Source organism: Acinetobacter sp. YH01006 (genome assembly GCF_013420445.1).
GTDB lineage: Bacteria > Pseudomonadota > Gammaproteobacteria > Pseudomonadales > Moraxellaceae > Acinetobacter > Acinetobacter pseudolwoffii.
In genome coordinates, this window is record NZ_VOYB01000010.1 from 48,328 (window position 1) to 63,120 (window position 14,793).

Here is a 14,793-nt window from a genome sequence, read left to right on the forward strand (position 1 = left end):
GTTGGCTTCATTTTTGCAAAACCTAAAACTATCTAGCTAAAAAATAGGTTGAGGAGCATGAAGTCGCATTTAAAAGTGCATTATTTTCAGCATATTGCTGGCGAAGGTTATGGTAGTTGTCATGAGTTTTTAAAGCAGTATCAGGCGTACATTAGTGCGACTGAGTTTTTTGCTTTACCGTTGGATCGTCCTTTAGAGATTGAGGCTTTGCCAAGGGTTGAGGACGTCGATTTACTGATCATCATGGGCGGAACCATGAGTGTCAATGATGAGGCGAATTTCCCTTGGTTAAAGATAGAGAAACGCTGGTTGCGTCGTTATCTGTCACATGGCAAACCGGCAATCGGTTTATGCCTGGGTGGACAATTGATTGCCAATGCATTGGGGGCGGGCGTCAGTCGTAATCCTGAGCAGGAATTGGGCTGGGCCACGGTACACAAGGTAGCCAGTCTACCGCAAGAATGTTTTAGCTTGCCCGAACAGTTCAATATTCTGCAATGGCATAGTGAAAGCTTTGAAATACCCAAAGGGGCAGTGCATCTGGCAGAAAACCAAGCCTGTCGTAATCAGATGTACCAGTTGGGCAAAAATGTACTCGGTTTTCAGTTTCATCCAGAGAGTACTCCAGAAACCCTGTCTTTATTTTTGGAAGATGAGGAGCAGCTTGCACAATTTTCAGGAAAATATGTTCAGGATCTCTCTGAATTAAAAAAGACCCATAAAAATAAGTTTGTTGAAGGAAATCAGATATTAAATCGAGCTATAGAATATGTCTTGGCGAAAACTGCCCCGCATTCAGAAAATAAACTCTTGTTTTAGGGGGTAAATTGAAAACTTGGATAAAACCATAAAAGGGATTTGCTTATGCATTAAACAATGGCTATAATAAGCGACCCTTCGATAGGAAGGGGGTTAACTGCGAATAAAGTAGTTAACTATCGTTACAGTCGTGGCATCGATCACGACCTTAGTGATATTTCACTGCTCTTGACACTTACCCGTATTAAAGTGGGGTGAGATGCGTCAGGAGTGATTCTTTATATATTTGGCTTGGAGTTTACTGGTATGTCTAACCAGAGAATTCGTATCCGTCTTAAGTCTTTTGATCATCGCCTGATTGATCAATCTGCTCAAGAAATCGTAGAAACCGCAAAACGTACTGGAGCACAAGTGTGTGGTCCAATTCCAATGCCAACACGCATTGAACGTTTTAACGTTTTAACATCACCACACGTAAACAAAGACGCGCGTGACCAGTACGAAATCCGTACTTACAAGCGTTTGATCGACATCGTTCAACCTACAGACAAAACTGTAGATGCATTGATGAAGTTAGATCTTGCAGCTGGTGTTGATGTTCAGATCGCATTGGGTTAAGGCTTTCGGGTTAATTAACACTCTAAGTTAATTAGGCCGCTTTTTTAGAGGTTTATGCACATGGCTATTGGTTTAGTCGGTCGCAAGTGCGGTATGACACGTATCTTTACAGATGCTGGTGTTTCTGTGCCTGTTACAGTGATTGAGGTTGATCCTAACCGCATCACTCAAATCAAAACGCTTGAAACTGATGGTTATCAAGCGATTCAAATCACTACTGGTGAACGTCGCGAATCTCGCGTAACTAACGCTCAGAAAGGCCACTTTGCGAAAGCAGGTGTTGCAGCTGGTCGTCTAGTTCAAGAATTCCGCGCTACAGAAGCTGATCTTGAAGGTCGTGAAGTTGGTGGTACGCTTACCGTTGAATTGTTCCAGGTTGGTCAAGTTGTTGACGTAACTGGTCAATCTAAAGGTAAAGGTTTCCAAGGTGGTGTTAAGCGTTGGAATTTCCGTACGCAAGATGCAACTCACGGTAACTCGCTTTCTCACCGTGTTTTAGGTTCTACTGGTCAAAACCAGACTCCTGGTCGCGTATTCAAAGGCAAAAAAATGGCTGGCCATTTAGGTGCTGAACGCGTAACTACACAGGGTCTTGAGATCGTTGCTATCGACACAGAACGTTCAGTTCTTGTTGTTAAAGGCGCGGTTCCTGGTGCTACTGGTGGCGACGTAATCGTTCGTCCTACGATCAAGGCCTGAGGGGAAATAACGTGAATTTAAATACTGTTTCCGGCTCTGCTGTTGAATTATCAGAAGTTGCGTTCGGTCGTGAATTTAATGAAGCTCTTGTTCACCAAGTGGTTACAGCTTATTTAGCTGGTGGCCGTCAAGGTTCAAAAGCTCAGAAATCACGTGCAGACGTTTCTGGCGGTGGCCGCAAGCCATTCCGTCAAAAAGGTACTGGCCGTGCTCGTGCTGGTTCTATTCGTAGCCCAATCTGGGTTGGCGGTGGTAAAACTTTTGCTGCTCGTCCACAAGACTGGTCTCAAAAAGTAAACCGTAAAATGTACCGCGGTGCTATGCAATGCATCATGGCTGAACTTGTTCGTCAAGATCGCCTAATTTTAGTTGATGAGTTTGCTGTTGCAGCTCCAAAAACTAAAGAATTGCTTGCAAAGCTTAACGACTTGAATGCAACTCGTGCATTGATCGTTACCGATGCTGTTGATGAGAACTTGTATCTTGCTGCACGCAATATTCCACACGTAGATGTGGTTGATGCTGCTGCAATCGATCCGGTTAGCTTGATTGCGTTCGACAAAGTTGTTATGTCTGTAGCTGCTGCTAAGAAAATTGAGGTAGAACTCGGATGAACAACGAACGTATCTATCAAGTCCTGCAAGGACCTGTATTCTCAGAAAAAGCACAAGTTTTAGGTGAAACTGCTGGTGTTCAAGTGTTTAAAGTTGCTATCAACGCAAACAAGCTTGAAATCAAAAAAGCAGTGGAACAACTCTTTGGTGTAGAAGTTGTTAAAGTTAACACGACTATCACTAAAGGTAAGTCTAAACGCTTTGGTAAAACATTAGGACGTCGTTCTGATGTTAAAAAAGCATACGTCACCCTGAAAGCTGGCCAAGATGTTGAAATGGCTGACTTGGGCGATACCGCTGAAAGCACAGCGGAATAAGGACGAGAATTATGCCTATTCAAAAATGTAAGCCAACGTCTCCAGGACGTCGCTTTGTAGAGAAAGTGGTTTATGATCACCTTCACAAAGGCGCACCGTACTCTCCGTTGGTTGAAGCTAAAAAACGTACTGGCGGCCGTAACAATAACGGTCACATCACGACTCGTCACGTTGGTGGCGGTCATAAGCAGCACTACCGTCTAGTTGACTTTAAACGTAACAAAGATGGTATTCCTGCAACTGTAGAGCGTATCGAATACGATCCTAACCGTACTGCACACATTGCACTTGTATTGTATGCTGATGGTGAACGTCGTTATATCATCGCTCCTAAAGGCCTTCGCGCTGGCGATAAAGTACAGTCTGGTAACGATGCTCCAATTCGTCCAGGTAACTGCTTGCCGCTTCGCAACATGCCAATCGGTTCTACTCTTCACAACATCGAACTTAAAATCGGTAAAGGCGCGCAGATTGCTCGTTCAGCTGGTACTTCAGTTCAGCTGTTGGGTCGTGACGGTTCTTACGCTATCGTTCGTCTACGTTCAGGCGAGATGCGTAAAATTCACGTTGAATGTCGCGCTGTGTTAGGTGAAGTATCTAACTCGGAAAGCAACCTTCGTTCGCTTGGTAAAGCTGGTGCATCGCGCTGGCGTGGTGTTCGTCCTACCGTTCGTGGTATGGCAATGAACCCGGTTGACCATCCGCACGGTGGTGGTGAAGGGCGTAACAAAGGTATTCAACCTGTAAGCCCATGGGGTCAAAAAGCTAAAGGGTACAAGACACGTACCAATAAGCGTACGACTAAGATGATCATTCGCGACCGTCGCGTTAAGTAACAAGTAAAGGAATCTGACAATGCCTCGTTCTCTGAAAAAAGGCCCATTCGTCGATGCGCACTTGTTCGCTAAGGTTGAAGCGGCTATCGCGGCTAATAACCGTAAGCCGATCAAAACTTGGTCGCGTCGTTCGATGATCCTACCGGATTTTGTTGGTTTAACAATTTCTGTACACAATGGCCGTAACCACGTTCCTGTGATCGTTTCTGAACACATGGTTGGTCACAAGCTTGGTGAATTTGCACCAACTCGTACCTATCGCGGTCACGGTGTTGACAAGAAATCTAAACGTTAATGGGTGCTATGATGGAAGTAACTGCTAAATTACGCGGTGCCGCTATCTCGGCACAAAAAGCTCGTTTGGTTGCAGATCTTATCCGCGGCAAATCTGTTGCGCACGCGCTTAACATCCTTAACTTCAGCAACAAAAAAGCTGCAGTTCTAGTTAAGAAAGCGTTGGAATCTGCAATTGCAAACGCTGAACACAATAACAGTTTAGATGTAGACGACCTTAAAGTTTCTACGATCTACGTTGATGAAGGCATGAGCCTGAAACGTATTATGCCACGTGCTAAAGGCCGTGCAGATCGTATTACTAAGCGTACTTGTCACATCACCGTTAAGGTAGGGGTTTGATATGGGTCAGAAGGTTCATCCAATCGGTATCCGCCTAGGTGTTGTGAAACGTCATAACGCTAACTGGTATGCGAATCCGAAACAATACGCTGAATACTTGCTTAAAGATCTTCAAGTTCGTGAGTTTTTAATCAAAAAACTTAAAAACGCGATGATCAGCAACATTCTTATCGAACGTCCTACAGGCGCTGCTAAAGTAACTATTAGCACTGCGCGTCCTGGTATCGTAATCGGTAAAAAAGGCGAAGATATTGAGAAACTACAACGCGAATTAACATCTATCATGGGTGTTCCTGCGCAAGTAAGTATCAATGAAATTGATCGTCCAGACTTAGACGCGCGTCTAGTTGCTGAAGCAATCGCTTCTCAATTGGAAAAACGTGTAATGTTCCGTCGTGCTATGAAGCGTGCGGTACAAAATACAATGCGTGCTGGTGCTAAAGGTATCAAAGTAGAAGTTTCAGGCCGTTTAGGTGGTGCTGAGATTGCTCGTACTGAGTGGTATCGTGAAGGTCGTGTACCTCTACATACGCTTCGTGCAGATATCGACTATGCGACTATGCGTGCTGAGACTACTTACGGTACGATTGGTGTTAAAGTTTGGATCTTCCGTGGTGAGATCTTGGGCGGCATGAAACAAGTCATGAACCCAGCTCCAGCAGAAGAACGTCCAGCTAAACGCGGTCGTGGTCGTGGTGAAGGTCAAGAGCGTCGTGGTCGTCGCAATGATCGTTCTGCTGAAAAAGGAGAATAATCCATGTTGCAACCTAAGCGTACTAAATTCCGTAAAGTGCAGAAAGGCCGTAACACTGGTCTAGCACACCGCGGTAGCACAGTATCTTTCGGTACTATTGCACTTAAATCAGTTGAACGTGGTCAAATGACTGCGCGTCAAATTGAAGCAGCGCGTCGTACAATTAGCCGTCGTATTAAGCGTGGTGGTAAGATCTTTATCCGTGTATTCCCGGACAAACCGATTACTTCTAAGCCGCTTGAAGTGCGTATGGGTAAAGGTAAAGGTTCTGTGGAATATTGGGTTTGCCAAATCAAACCAGGTAAAGTCTTGTACGAAATTGATGGTGTTAACGAAGAATTGGCTCGCGAAGCGTTTACGCTTGCAGCAGCTAAGCTTCCGTTTAAAACCGCTATCGTGACTCGGACGGTAATGTAATGAAAACTAAAGATCTACGTGAAAAGTCGGTAGAAGAGTTGACAGCTTTGCTTGATGAGCAACAGCTTAACCAATTCCGTCTTCGTATGGCGAAAGCAACTGGTCAATTGGGTAAATCGCATGAAGTTGCACTTACTCGTCAGACGATTGCTCGTATTAAGACCCTCCTTACCGAAAAACAGGGGAACGGACAATGAGTGATAAAACAGTCCGCACGTTAACTGGCAAAGTTGTAAGCGACAAGATGGATAAATCTATCGTTGTTCTTATTGAACGCCAAGTTCAACACCCGTTGTATGGCAAATTAATCCGCCGTTCAACAAAATTACATGCTCATGATGAGAACAACACAGCGAAAGCTGGTGATGTTGTAACCATTAAAGAAAGCCGCCCAATTTCTAAAACTAAGTCTTGGACTCTAGTTGAAGTTGTTGAAGCAGCTGCTGAGTAATTAACGTTCTTGTTGCATCATCGGTCAATTTCGAGTACTCTTTGAGCCTTTCGAAATTTCGACCGGTGTTGCTCGGTTTTGGAGTAGGGCAATGATTCAGACCGAAACTATGCTCGACGTAGCAGACAACAGTGGTGCACGCCGCGTACAATGTATTAAAGTACTTGGTGGCTCGCATCGTCGTTATGCTTCTGTTGGCGACATTATTAAAGTTACTGTAAAAGAAGCAATTCCACGCGCACGTGTTAAAAAAGGTGACGTGATGAATGCAGTTGTGGTTCGTACAAAATTCGGTATCCGTCGTGCAGACGGTTCAGTGATTCGTTTCGACGATAACGCTGCTGTTATTTTGAACACCAACAAAGCGCCGATTGCAACTCGTATTTTCGGACCAGTGACTCGTGAACTTCGTACTGAACAGTTCATGAAAATTATTTCATTGGCTCCTGAAGTTCTATAAGAGGCGATCATGGCTAAGATTAAAAAAGGCGATCAAGTAATTGTGATCGCAGGTAAAGAAAAAGGCAAACAGGGTACTGTTCTGTCTGTTTCTAATGACCGTGTTAAGGTTGAAGGCCTTAACTTGGTGAAGAAGCACCAAAAGCCGAACCGTGCTACAGGCGCTGAAGGTAGCGTTGTAACTCAGGAAGCTTCGCTTCATATTTCAAACGTGGCAGTTTTTAATGCTACAACCCAAAAGGCTGACCGTGTTGGTTACCAAGTGATTGATGGCGTGAAAACTCGCGTATTCAAATCAAATGGTGAATCAGTGGCGGTAGCGAAGTAATAGGTTGATATAGGCCATGGCCAGACTTAAAACACGTTACAATGACGAACTTAAAGCTCAGTTATTAGAGACTTTAGGCGTTAAAAATGTGATGGAAATTCCTCGCATCACTAAAATCACGATCAACATGGGTGTTGGCGCAGCTGCTGCTGACAAAAAACTCCTTGATGGTGCTCTTTCAGATATGCAAGCTATCGCTGGTCAAAAACCAGTACTTACGTTAGCTCGTAAATCAATCGCTGGTTTTAAAATCCGTGATGGTTGGCCGATCGGTTGTAAAGTTACTTTACGCGGCGAACGTATGTACGAATTCTTAGACCGTTTGATCTCGATTGCGATCCCTCGTATCCGTGACTTCCGTGGTTTCTCTGCGAAATCATTCGACGGTCGTGGTAACTACTCAATGGGTCTTAAGGAACAGATCATGTTCCCTGAAATCGATTTTGACAAGATTGATCGTATTCGTGGTATGGACATTACCATTACTACGACTGCTCGCACCGATGACGAAGGCCGTGCGCTTATGCGTGCATTCGGCTTCCCGTTCAAATAAGAGGTCGATATGGCTAAGAAAGGTATGATTAATCGCGAATTGAAACGCGAAGCTACTGTTGCTAAATACGCTGCAAAACGTGCTGAATTAAAAGCTGTTATTGCAAACGTAAATGCATCAGACGAAGAACGTTTCGAAGCGATGATGAAATTGCAAGCATTACCACGTAATGCATCTCCAGTACGTCTACGTAACCGTTGTGGTTTAACTGGTCGTCCGCATGGCTATTTCCGTAAGTTCGGCTTAAGCCGTAACAAATTACGTGAAACAGTAATGCAAGGTGATGTACCTGGCGTTGTTAAGGCAAGCTGGTAAGGAGCACTATAAATGAGTATGCAAGATACCGTTGCCGACATGCTAACACGTGTTCGTAACGCACAAATGGCGAAGAAACAAACTGTTTCTATGCCTAATTCTAAGTTGAAAGTTGCAATTGCTAACTTACTTCAACAAGAAGGTTACATTTCTAACGTAGAAGTTGCAGAAGCTGAAGGCAAACCAACTTTAACAATTACGTTAAAATATTTTGAAGGCAAGCCAGTGATTGACACTGTGAAACGCGTAAGCCGTCCAGGTCTACGTCAGTATCGCGGTAAAGATGCACTTCCAAGCGTTAAGCAAGGTTTAGGTATTGCAATTGTTTCTACAAGCAAAGGCATCATGACTGATCGCGCTGCACGTGCTGCAGGCGTTGGTGGTGAAGTTATTGCTTTTGTTTCTTAATAGGTGATTCCTCATGTCTCGTGTGGCTAAAGCCCCAGTAACTGTACCGAATGGTGTAACAGTTACTCAGAACGGCCGGCAGGTCGAAGTGAAAGGCACTAAAGGTACATTGTCTTTCAACCTGCATGCGCTGGTCGAGCTTAAACAGGAAGACGGTACTCTGGCTATTGCTCCAGTACAAGAGTCGAAAGACGCTTGGATGCAAGCTGGTACTGCTCGCGCTGTGCTTAACAACCTTGTAAAAGGTGTTAGCGAAGGTTTCGAACGTAAGTTACAGCTTATCGGTGTTGGTTATAAAGCTGCGGTTAAAGGTGATGTTGTTCATCTTAACCTTGGTTTCTCTCACCCGATCGATTATGCACTTCCTGCAGGTGTAACTGCTGAAACTCCAACTGCAACTGAAATCGTACTTAAATCTGCTGACAAAGCAGCTTTAGGTCAGGTTGCTGCAGATATCCGTGGTTACCGTCCACCAGAGCCGTATAAAGGCAAAGGTGTTCGTTATTCTGACGAAGTTGTACTTCGTAAAGAAGCTAAGAAGAAATAAGGCGCGAGGTTCTTATGAACGAAAAGAAACAATCCCGTTTGCGTCGTGCGAAAAGCACACGCTTGCACATCCGTGCATTGGGTGCGACTCGTTTGTGTGTAAACCGCACTCCGCGTCACATCTATGCTCAAGTTATCTCTGCAGATGGTGGCAAAGTATTAGCGCAAGCTTCTACTTTAGACGCTACTCTACGTGCAGGTACAACTGGTAACGTTGAAGCAGCTCAAAAAGTAGGTGCTTTAATCGCAGAACGCGCTAAAGCAGCTGGTGTTACTAAAGTTGCATTTGACCGTTCTGGTTTTAAATATCATGGTCGTATCAAAGCCTTGGCTGATGCTGCTCGTGAAAACGGCTTGGAGTTCTAATCATGGCTAAAGTTGAACAAAACGAAGGTCTTGTTGAAAAGCTGGTTGCCGTTGATCGTGTAGCCAAAGTTGTTAAGGGTGGTCGTATCTTCTCTTTCACAGCATTAACTGTTGTGGGTGATGGTAATGGTCGCGTAGGTTTTGGTCGTGGTAAAGCACGTGAAGTTCCAGCTGCTATCTCTAAAGCACTTGAAGCTGCTCGTCGCAACATGATTACTGTTGACCTTGTTGATGGTACGTTACAGCACCCAATTCATGCACGTCATGGCGCTAGTCGCGTATTCATGCAGCCTGCCTCTGAAGGTACAGGCGTAATTGCTGGTGGCGCTATGCGTGCAGTTCTAGAAGCTGTAGGTGTACGTAACGTTTTGACTAAATGCCGTGGTTCTACTAACGCTGCTAACGTAGTTAACGCAACTTTCAACGGTTTGCGTGATATGACTACTCCTGAGAAGGTTGCTGCGAAACGTGGTCTTTCAGTAGAACAAATTCAAGGGTAATCAATCATGAAAACGATTAAAGTTACCCAGACTAAATCTGCATCGCACCGCTTGAAAAATCATAAGCTGAGCCTGCAAGGTTTAGGTCTGCGTCGTATTGGTCATACTGTAGAAGTGCAAGATACGCCTTCTAACCGTGGTATGATCAACCAAGTCTACTATATGGTTAGTGTAGAGGAATAAGCCATGACTCTGCGTTTAAATACAATTGCACCTGCAGAAGGTGCTAAACGTGACAACCTTCGTGTAGGCCGTGGTATCGGTTCTGGCGTTGGTAAGACCGGTGGCCGTGGTGTCAAGGGTCAAAACTCACGTAAGAGCGGTGGTACTCGTCCAGGTTTCGAAGGCGGTCAAACAGCACTTTATCGTCGTTTGCCTAAATTCGGCTTCACTAGCCAATTGGCTTTGAAAACTGCTGAAGTACGTTTATCTGAGCTTGCTAAAGTGGAAGGCGACATCGTGTCTCTAGAAACTTTAAAAGCGGCGAACGTTGTACGTAAAGACATGATCCGTGCTCGTATCGTACTTTCTGGTGAAATTACTCGTGCATTCACTGTTCAAGGTGTTGCATTGACTAAAGGCGCTAAAGCTGCTGTTGAAGCTGCTGGCGGCAAAGTCGAGGAGTAATCCCCAGTGTCTATGACTCCTAGTTCTTCAGGTCATGTCAACATGATGAAAGGCCAACCATTTCATGTGAAATACCGTGAAATTATTCGTCGAATGATGTTTCTCATTGGTGCGTTGTTGGTGTTTCGGCTAGGAGCGCATATTCCAGTACCGGGCATCAATAATGCGGCCCTAGAAAACCTGTTTAATGCAAACCAAGGTACTATCCTTGGTTTGTTTAACATGTTTTCCGGTGGTGCATTAGAACGAATGTCTATTCTTGCTCTTGGGATCATGCCCTACATTTCTGCATCGATTATCGTGCAGCTGATGTCGACAGTGGTTCCTTCGCTGGAAGCTTTGAAAAAAGAAGGCGAGCAAGGCAAACGTAAAATAAATCAATACACACGACAAGGCACATTATTTCTGGCGCTTGTACAAGCGATCGGGATGTGTGCAGGCTTGATCAGTCAGGGGATTACCCTGAATACTGGTTTGGCTTTTTATATTCCTGCAGTAACCTCATTGGTTGCGGGAACCATGTTCTTGATGTGGTTGGGTGAGCAGATTACCGAACGTGGGGTGGGGAATGGTATTTCCATGATCATCTTCGCGGGTATTGTTGCCGGATTGCCTAATTTAATTATGCAATCTTTGTCATCTGTAGATAATGGCCAGACCAGCCTGATTGGCTTGGTAATTTTTGGTCTGTTGTCTCTGGGTGTTTTGGCAGCCATCGTGTTTATCGAGAAAGCGCAGCGTCGTATTCCGGTCAACTATGCTCAAAAACAACAAGGTCGTCGTGTATTTACTGCACAGCAGACACATTTGCCATTGAAAATTAATATGGCGGGTGTGATTCCGGCAATTTTTGCCAGCTCATTGCTGTTGTTCCCTGCGAGCTTAGGCCAGTGGGTGGGTAGTGCAGATCCGAATGCCGGATTTATTCAGCGTAGCCTGCAAGATGTAGCATTGGTATTGTCGCCTGGTCAGCCGTTGTATTTGGTGCTCTTTGGTGCGTTAATTATCTTTTTCTGTTACTTCTATACAGCACTGGTATTTAGTCCTAAAGAAGTGTCAGAGAACTTGAAACGCAGCGGAGCTTATGTGCCTGGTATACGTCCAGGTGAGCAAACTGCTCGTTACTTAGATCATATTCTCAGTCGTTTGACATTTATTGGCGCGATTTACATCACCGTCATTTGTTTGATGCCGATGGTGTTGCAAAGTTCATTTGGTATTCCATTCTATTTGGGTGGTACTTCTTTGCTGATTGTTGTGGTAGTAGTGATGGACTTTATGGCTCAGCTGCAGTCACACCTCACCTCGCACCAGTACGATAATCAAACGTTAATGAGAAAAACGACAGCTCATCCTAAGGGATAAGCGCACTTAGAGGTTTCATCATGAAAGTACAAGCTTCTGTTAAGAAAATTTGTGGTAGCTGTAAAGTTATCCGTCGTAATGGGGTTATCCGCGTAATTTGTAGCGCAGAACCTCGTCATAAGCAGCGTCAAGGTTAATCTGATTAAGACCTGTTGATTTCTGTAGGCGAATTGGGTTATTATCCGCCCCTCAAGATTTTTGTGGGGCGGTTGATTATCTACTGCCTTTTTGGAGAAAATTGAATGGCTCGTATTGCCGGTGTAAACATTCCGGATAACAAGCACGCTGTTATCTCTCTAACGTATATCTTTGGTATTGGTCGCCATACTTCAAAAGCTATTTTAGCTGCTGCGGGTATTGCTCCAACGACTAAGATCCGTGAATTAGATGACGCTCAGCTTGATGCGATTCGTGCAGAAGTTGCTAAGGTTCCGACCGAAGGTGATTTACGTCGCGAAATTTCCATGAACATTAAACGTTTAATGGATTTAGGCTGCTATCGCGGTCTTCGTCATCGTCGCAGCTTGCCTGTCCGCGGTCAACGCACCAAAACTAACGCTCGTACCCGTAAAGGTCCGCGCAAACCTATTAAGAAATAAGATTTCTGGAAGCTAAAAGATGGCTAAAGATACTCGCGCACGCAAGAAGGTCACTCGTACCGTCTCTGAAGGTGTCGCACACATTCACGCTTCTTTTAATAACACCATTGTGACTATTACCGATCGTCAAGGTAATGCACTGGCTTGGGCCACTTCAGGTGGACAAGGCTTCCGTGGATCACGTAAATCAACTCCGTTCGCTGCTCAGGTAGCTGCTGAAGTTGCTGGTAAAGCTGCTTTAGACTACGGTTTGAAAAACTTGGACGTCCTTGTAAAAGGTCCTGGTCCTGGTCGTGAATCTGCGGTTCGTGCTTTAGGTGCAGTGGGTTATAAAATTAACAGCATTACCGATGTGACGCCAATCCCGCACAACGGTTGCCGTCCACCTAAAAAACGTCGCGTGTAAGGAGAAACATTCATGGCTCGTTATATTGGTCCAAAATGCAAACTCTCTCGCCGCGAAGGGACAGACCTGCAACTTAAATCAGGCGTTAAACCGTTTGATGTAAAAACTAAAAAACACGCTAAAGCTCCTGGCCAACATGGTGGAGCTCGTGGCGGTAAACAGTCTGAGTACTCACTACAATTACGTGAAAAACAAAAAGTACGTCGTATGTACGGTGTTTTAGAGCGTCAATTTAGTAACTACTACAAAGAAGCTGCTCGTGTTAAAGGCGCAACTGGTGAAAACTTGTTGAAGCTACTTGAAAGCCGTCTTGATAACGTTGTTTATCGTATGGGTTTCGGTTCTACTCGCGCAGAAGCTCGTCAGTTAGTATCTCACCGCAGCATCACTTTGAATGGCCGTCGTGTTAACATTGCGTCTATCCAAGTTAAAGCGGGTGATGTGATCGCAGTTCACGAAGGCGCTAAACAACAATTACGTATCAAAAACGCAATTGAATTAGCAACTCAACGTGGCATGCCTTCTTGGATGGAAATCGACCATTCTAAATTAGAAGGTACGTTCAAAGCTGCACCGGATCGTTCTGATTTACCTGCTGAAATCAACGAAAGCTTGATTGTAGAATTGTATTCTAAATAATCCTTGAGGAAGCAATATGACGCGTACTGCAAATGAGTTTCTAACTCCGCAAGCGATCAAGGTCGAAGCGGCAAGCGGGACCTCGGCAAAAGTTATTCTAGAACCTTTAGAGCGTGGCTTTGGTCATACTCTGGGTAATGCTTTACGTCGCATCCTTCTTTCTTCTCTACCTGGCGCAGCTGTGGTAGAAGTTGAGATTGAAGGGGTCGAGCACGAGTACAGTACTTTGGAAGGCTTGCAGCAGGACATCGTCGAGCTCTTGCTGAACCTAAAAGGATTGTCGATTAAGCTGTTCGATCAAAATGAAGCATACTTAACATTAGAGAAACAAGGTGCAGGCGACGTAACTGCGGCTGACCTTCGTTTACCTCATAATGTTGAAGTGGTTAACCCTGAACATTTGATCGGTACTTTAAGTGCCTCAGGCTCATTGAAAATGCGTCTGAAAGTTGCTCAAGGTCGTGGCTACGAGACTTCTGATTCACGCTTCCCAGAAGGCGAAACTCGCCCAGTGGGTCGCTTGCAGTTAGATGCTTCTTATAGCCCAATCAAACGTGTGTCTTATACAGTGGAAAACGCTCGTGTAGAACAACGTACTGACCTTGACAAATTGGTCATTGATCTTGAAACCAATGGTACTGTAGATCCTGAAGAAGCAATCCGTAAAGCGGCAACAATCTTGCAACAACAAATTGCAATCTTTGTTGACCTTCAGAAAGATCAAGCACCTGTGGCTCAAGAGCCGCGTGAAGAAGTTGACCCAATCTTGCTTCGCCCAGTAGATGATCTAGAGCTAACTGTTCGTTCTGCTAACTGTTTGAAAGCAGAAAACATTTACTACATTGGTGATCTTGTACAGCGTACTGAAGTTGAGTTGCTTAAAACTCCTAACTTGGGTAAAAAATCGCTTACTGAGATCAAAGATGTTCTGGCTTCTAAAGGCTTACAACTCGGCATGCGTTTAGAGAACTGGCCACCGGCTAGTCTCCGTATGGACGATCGTTTCGCCTATCGTAGCCGTTAATTAAGTAGGACTATCACCATGCGTCATCGTAATAGTGGTGTGAAATTAGGCCGTACAAGCAGCCATCGTAAAGCGATGTTCCAAAACATGGCTAACTCTTTGTTCGAGCACGAGTTGATCAAAACAACTGTGCCTAAAGCGAAAGAGTTACGTCGTGTAGCTGAGCCTTTAATCACTTTAGCTAAAAACGATACAGTAGCAAACCGTCGTTTGGCGTTTGCTCGTACTCGTTCAGCAGCAACTGTTGGTAAATTATTTACCGTTCTTGGCCCTCGTTACAAAGAGCGTAACGGCGGTTATCTACGTGTTCTTAAAGCGGGCTTCCGTGCAGGTGATGCTGCACCGATGGCTTACGTTGAGCTAGTAGATCGCGAAGTTAACTAATTTCGTGAAGAATAACGCGAGTTGTTCGAAAAGGTCGGTTGAATAAACCGGCCTTTTTTAATGTCTGAAATTTATTTTCAGGTATTTGCATCATGCAGAACTAATCTGAATCTGGCCTGAAAAGATAAAAAAATAATGGCTTTTTATCAAACTTGACATTGTGTATTGTCAAT

At 44.6% G+C, this 14,793-nt stretch carries 29 protein-coding genes; all 29 read left to right on the top strand.

Annotated elements, in window-relative coordinates; all coding sequences use genetic code 11:
* Positions 1-57: 57 nt before the first annotated feature.
* The 29 genes from FTT73_RS10015 to rplQ all read left to right on the top strand — a co-directional run bounded on the left by FTT73_RS10015 (position 58) and on the right by rplQ (position 14,620).
* On the top strand, positions 58-819 hold the full coding sequence (locus FTT73_RS10015) for a type 1 glutamine amidotransferase (RefSeq protein ID WP_180191373.1): 762 nt from the start codon (positions 58-60) through the stop codon (positions 817-819).
* 246 nt (positions 820-1,065) lie between these two features.
* On the top strand, positions 1,066-1,377 hold the full coding sequence (gene rpsJ / locus FTT73_RS10020) for a 30S ribosomal protein S10 (RefSeq protein ID WP_000070912.1): 312 nt from the start codon (positions 1,066-1,068) through the stop codon (positions 1,375-1,377).
* Positions 1,378-1,437: 60 nt separating this feature from the next.
* A complete protein-coding gene (gene rplC / locus FTT73_RS10025) occupies positions 1,438-2,076 on the top strand; it encodes a 50S ribosomal protein L3 (protein WP_005094152.1) in 639 nt (212 codons plus the stop codon).
* A gap of 11 nt (positions 2,077-2,087) precedes the next feature.
* Positions 2,088-2,690, top strand: coding sequence for a 50S ribosomal protein L4 (gene rplD, locus FTT73_RS10030; RefSeq protein ID WP_005094150.1), 603 nt, complete (start codon positions 2,088-2,090; stop codon positions 2,688-2,690).
* The gene (gene rplW / locus FTT73_RS10035) at positions 2,687-3,007 is read left to right on the top strand and encodes a 50S ribosomal protein L23 (RefSeq protein WP_005094149.1); all 321 of its coding nucleotides are present in this window, start codon (positions 2,687-2,689) and stop codon (positions 3,005-3,007) included. Before rplD ends, rplW begins: the two co-directional genes overlap by 4 nt.
* 11 nt (positions 3,008-3,018) lie before the next feature.
* The gene (gene rplB, locus FTT73_RS10040) at positions 3,019-3,843 is read left to right on the top strand and encodes a 50S ribosomal protein L2 (RefSeq protein ID WP_180191374.1); all 825 of its coding nucleotides are present in this window, start codon (positions 3,019-3,021) and stop codon (positions 3,841-3,843) included.
* 19 nt (positions 3,844-3,862) lie between these two features.
* Positions 3,863-4,138: a 30S ribosomal protein S19 gene (rpsS, locus tag FTT73_RS10045; RefSeq protein ID WP_004281508.1), complete on the top strand. Its 276-nt coding sequence runs from the start codon at positions 3,863-3,865 to the stop codon at positions 4,136-4,138.
* 11 nt (positions 4,139-4,149) lie between these two features.
* Positions 4,150-4,479, top strand: coding sequence for a 50S ribosomal protein L22 (gene rplV, locus FTT73_RS10050; RefSeq protein ID WP_001982638.1), 330 nt, complete (start codon positions 4,150-4,152; stop codon positions 4,477-4,479).
* 1 nt (position 4,480) lies between these two features.
* Positions 4,481-5,233, top strand: coding sequence for a 30S ribosomal protein S3 (rpsC, locus tag FTT73_RS10055; protein ID WP_004281507.1), 753 nt, complete (start codon positions 4,481-4,483; stop codon positions 5,231-5,233).
* A 3-nt stretch (positions 5,234-5,236) separates the two neighbouring features.
* Complete coding sequence (rplP, locus tag FTT73_RS10060; protein WP_004281506.1) at positions 5,237-5,650, top strand: 50S ribosomal protein L16; 414 nt, start codon at positions 5,237-5,239, stop codon at positions 5,648-5,650.
* Positions 5,650-5,847: a 50S ribosomal protein L29 gene (rpmC, locus tag FTT73_RS10065; protein WP_004281505.1), complete on the top strand. Its 198-nt coding sequence runs from the start codon at positions 5,650-5,652 to the stop codon at positions 5,845-5,847. The genes rplP and rpmC overlap by 1 nt, the downstream gene beginning before the upstream one ends.
* Entirely contained in the window at positions 5,844-6,101 is a 258-nt protein-coding gene (gene rpsQ / locus FTT73_RS10070) for a 30S ribosomal protein S17 (RefSeq protein ID WP_004281504.1), read from the top strand. The genes rpmC and rpsQ overlap by 4 nt, the downstream gene beginning before the upstream one ends.
* A gap of 91 nt (positions 6,102-6,192) precedes the next feature.
* Positions 6,193-6,561: a 50S ribosomal protein L14 gene (gene rplN / locus FTT73_RS10075; RefSeq protein WP_005094147.1), complete on the top strand. Its 369-nt coding sequence runs from the start codon at positions 6,193-6,195 to the stop codon at positions 6,559-6,561.
* 9 nt (positions 6,562-6,570) lie between these two features.
* Positions 6,571-6,888: a 50S ribosomal protein L24 gene (gene rplX, locus FTT73_RS10080; protein WP_004281502.1), complete on the top strand. Its 318-nt coding sequence runs from the start codon at positions 6,571-6,573 to the stop codon at positions 6,886-6,888.
* Positions 6,889-6,904: 16 nt separating this feature from the next.
* A complete protein-coding gene (gene rplE / locus FTT73_RS10085; protein ID WP_005094146.1) occupies positions 6,905-7,441 on the top strand; it encodes a 50S ribosomal protein L5 in 537 nt (178 codons plus the stop codon).
* Positions 7,442-7,450: 9 nt separating this feature from the next.
* Positions 7,451-7,756 (top strand): 30S ribosomal protein S14, encoded by a 306-nt coding sequence (gene rpsN, locus FTT73_RS10090; protein ID WP_004732275.1) that lies wholly within the window; start codon positions 7,451-7,453, stop codon positions 7,754-7,756.
* 12 nt (positions 7,757-7,768) lie between these two features.
* Positions 7,769-8,164 (top strand): 30S ribosomal protein S8, encoded by a 396-nt coding sequence (gene rpsH, locus FTT73_RS10095; protein ID WP_005094144.1) that lies wholly within the window; start codon positions 7,769-7,771, stop codon positions 8,162-8,164.
* Between the two features lie 13 nt (positions 8,165-8,177).
* On the top strand, positions 8,178-8,711 hold the full coding sequence (gene rplF, locus FTT73_RS10100) for a 50S ribosomal protein L6 (protein ID WP_005094142.1): 534 nt from the start codon (positions 8,178-8,180) through the stop codon (positions 8,709-8,711).
* A gap of 14 nt (positions 8,712-8,725) precedes the next feature.
* On the top strand, positions 8,726-9,076 hold the full coding sequence (rplR, locus tag FTT73_RS10105) for a 50S ribosomal protein L18 (protein ID WP_004281497.1): 351 nt from the start codon (positions 8,726-8,728) through the stop codon (positions 9,074-9,076).
* A 2-nt stretch (positions 9,077-9,078) separates the two neighbouring features.
* Positions 9,079-9,576 (top strand): 30S ribosomal protein S5, encoded by a 498-nt coding sequence (gene rpsE, locus FTT73_RS10110; protein ID WP_004281496.1) that lies wholly within the window; start codon positions 9,079-9,081, stop codon positions 9,574-9,576.
* A gap of 6 nt (positions 9,577-9,582) precedes the next feature.
* On the top strand, positions 9,583-9,759 hold the full coding sequence (gene rpmD / locus FTT73_RS10115) for a 50S ribosomal protein L30 (protein ID WP_005094139.1): 177 nt from the start codon (positions 9,583-9,585) through the stop codon (positions 9,757-9,759).
* A gap of 3 nt (positions 9,760-9,762) precedes the next feature.
* Positions 9,763-10,203, top strand: coding sequence for a 50S ribosomal protein L15 (gene rplO / locus FTT73_RS10120; protein WP_005094137.1), 441 nt, complete (start codon positions 9,763-9,765; stop codon positions 10,201-10,203).
* A 45-nt stretch (positions 10,204-10,248) separates the two neighbouring features.
* On the top strand, positions 10,249-11,568 hold the full coding sequence (gene secY / locus FTT73_RS10125; RefSeq protein WP_171063316.1) for a preprotein translocase subunit SecY: 1,320 nt from the start codon (positions 10,249-10,251) through the stop codon (positions 11,566-11,568).
* A gap of 20 nt (positions 11,569-11,588) precedes the next feature.
* Positions 11,589-11,705, top strand: a complete 117-nt coding sequence (gene rpmJ / locus FTT73_RS10130; protein WP_000867907.1) for a 50S ribosomal protein L36 — start codon at positions 11,589-11,591, stop codon at positions 11,703-11,705.
* A gap of 105 nt (positions 11,706-11,810) precedes the next feature.
* Positions 11,811-12,167 carry a 30S ribosomal protein S13 gene (gene rpsM, locus FTT73_RS10135; protein ID WP_004281492.1) on the top strand — a complete coding sequence of 119 codons (357 nt, stop codon included), beginning with the start codon at positions 11,811-11,813 and terminating at the stop codon, positions 12,165-12,167.
* Positions 12,168-12,186: 19 nt separating this feature from the next.
* Positions 12,187-12,573, top strand: coding sequence for a 30S ribosomal protein S11 (gene rpsK, locus FTT73_RS10140; RefSeq protein ID WP_004281491.1), 387 nt, complete (start codon positions 12,187-12,189; stop codon positions 12,571-12,573).
* Positions 12,574-12,585: 12 nt separating this feature from the next.
* On the top strand, positions 12,586-13,212 hold the full coding sequence (gene rpsD / locus FTT73_RS10145; RefSeq protein WP_005094132.1) for a 30S ribosomal protein S4: 627 nt from the start codon (positions 12,586-12,588) through the stop codon (positions 13,210-13,212).
* A 16-nt stretch (positions 13,213-13,228) separates the two neighbouring features.
* Positions 13,229-14,236 (top strand): DNA-directed RNA polymerase subunit alpha, encoded by a 1,008-nt coding sequence (locus FTT73_RS10150; RefSeq protein WP_005094131.1) that lies wholly within the window; start codon positions 13,229-13,231, stop codon positions 14,234-14,236.
* Positions 14,237-14,254: 18 nt separating this feature from the next.
* A complete protein-coding gene (rplQ, locus tag FTT73_RS10155) occupies positions 14,255-14,620 on the top strand; it encodes a 50S ribosomal protein L17 (RefSeq protein WP_004281488.1) in 366 nt (121 codons plus the stop codon).
* Positions 14,621-14,793: the final 173 nt, after the last annotated feature.

Coding starts and splice junctions, on each gene's coding strand:
- FTT73_RS10015 (WP_180191373.1), top strand. CDS start 58: ATGAAGTCGCATTTAAAAGTGCATTATTTTCAGCATATTGCTGGCGAA.
- rpsJ (WP_000070912.1), top strand. CDS start 1,066: ATGTCTAACCAGAGAATTCGTATCCGTCTTAAGTCTTTTGATCATCGC.
- rplC (WP_005094152.1), top strand. CDS start 1,438: ATGGCTATTGGTTTAGTCGGTCGCAAGTGCGGTATGACACGTATCTTT.
- rplW (WP_005094149.1), top strand. CDS start 2,687: ATGAACAACGAACGTATCTATCAAGTCCTGCAAGGACCTGTATTCTCA.
- rplB (WP_180191374.1), top strand. CDS start 3,019: ATGCCTATTCAAAAATGTAAGCCAACGTCTCCAGGACGTCGCTTTGTA.
- rpsS (WP_004281508.1), top strand. CDS start 3,863: ATGCCTCGTTCTCTGAAAAAAGGCCCATTCGTCGATGCGCACTTGTTC.
- rplV (WP_001982638.1), top strand. CDS start 4,150: ATGGAAGTAACTGCTAAATTACGCGGTGCCGCTATCTCGGCACAAAAA.
- rpsC (WP_004281507.1), top strand. CDS start 4,481: ATGGGTCAGAAGGTTCATCCAATCGGTATCCGCCTAGGTGTTGTGAAA.
- rplP (WP_004281506.1), top strand. CDS start 5,237: ATGTTGCAACCTAAGCGTACTAAATTCCGTAAAGTGCAGAAAGGCCGT.
- rpmC (WP_004281505.1), top strand. CDS start 5,650: ATGAAAACTAAAGATCTACGTGAAAAGTCGGTAGAAGAGTTGACAGCT.
- rpsQ (WP_004281504.1), top strand. CDS start 5,844: ATGAGTGATAAAACAGTCCGCACGTTAACTGGCAAAGTTGTAAGCGAC.
- rplN (WP_005094147.1), top strand. CDS start 6,193: ATGATTCAGACCGAAACTATGCTCGACGTAGCAGACAACAGTGGTGCA.
- rplX (WP_004281502.1), top strand. CDS start 6,571: ATGGCTAAGATTAAAAAAGGCGATCAAGTAATTGTGATCGCAGGTAAA.
- rplE (WP_005094146.1), top strand. CDS start 6,905: ATGGCCAGACTTAAAACACGTTACAATGACGAACTTAAAGCTCAGTTA.
- rpsN (WP_004732275.1), top strand. CDS start 7,451: ATGGCTAAGAAAGGTATGATTAATCGCGAATTGAAACGCGAAGCTACT.
- rpsH (WP_005094144.1), top strand. CDS start 7,769: ATGAGTATGCAAGATACCGTTGCCGACATGCTAACACGTGTTCGTAAC.
- rplF (WP_005094142.1), top strand. CDS start 8,178: ATGTCTCGTGTGGCTAAAGCCCCAGTAACTGTACCGAATGGTGTAACA.
- rplR (WP_004281497.1), top strand. CDS start 8,726: ATGAACGAAAAGAAACAATCCCGTTTGCGTCGTGCGAAAAGCACACGC.
- rpsE (WP_004281496.1), top strand. CDS start 9,079: ATGGCTAAAGTTGAACAAAACGAAGGTCTTGTTGAAAAGCTGGTTGCC.
- rpmD (WP_005094139.1), top strand. CDS start 9,583: ATGAAAACGATTAAAGTTACCCAGACTAAATCTGCATCGCACCGCTTG.
- rplO (WP_005094137.1), top strand. CDS start 9,763: ATGACTCTGCGTTTAAATACAATTGCACCTGCAGAAGGTGCTAAACGT.
- secY (WP_171063316.1), top strand. CDS start 10,249: ATGAAAGGCCAACCATTTCATGTGAAATACCGTGAAATTATTCGTCGA.
- rpmJ (WP_000867907.1), top strand. CDS start 11,589: ATGAAAGTACAAGCTTCTGTTAAGAAAATTTGTGGTAGCTGTAAAGTT.
- rpsM (WP_004281492.1), top strand. CDS start 11,811: ATGGCTCGTATTGCCGGTGTAAACATTCCGGATAACAAGCACGCTGTT.
- rpsK (WP_004281491.1), top strand. CDS start 12,187: ATGGCTAAAGATACTCGCGCACGCAAGAAGGTCACTCGTACCGTCTCT.
- rpsD (WP_005094132.1), top strand. CDS start 12,586: ATGGCTCGTTATATTGGTCCAAAATGCAAACTCTCTCGCCGCGAAGGG.
- FTT73_RS10150 (WP_005094131.1), top strand. CDS start 13,229: ATGACGCGTACTGCAAATGAGTTTCTAACTCCGCAAGCGATCAAGGTC.
- rplQ (WP_004281488.1), top strand. CDS start 14,255: ATGCGTCATCGTAATAGTGGTGTGAAATTAGGCCGTACAAGCAGCCAT.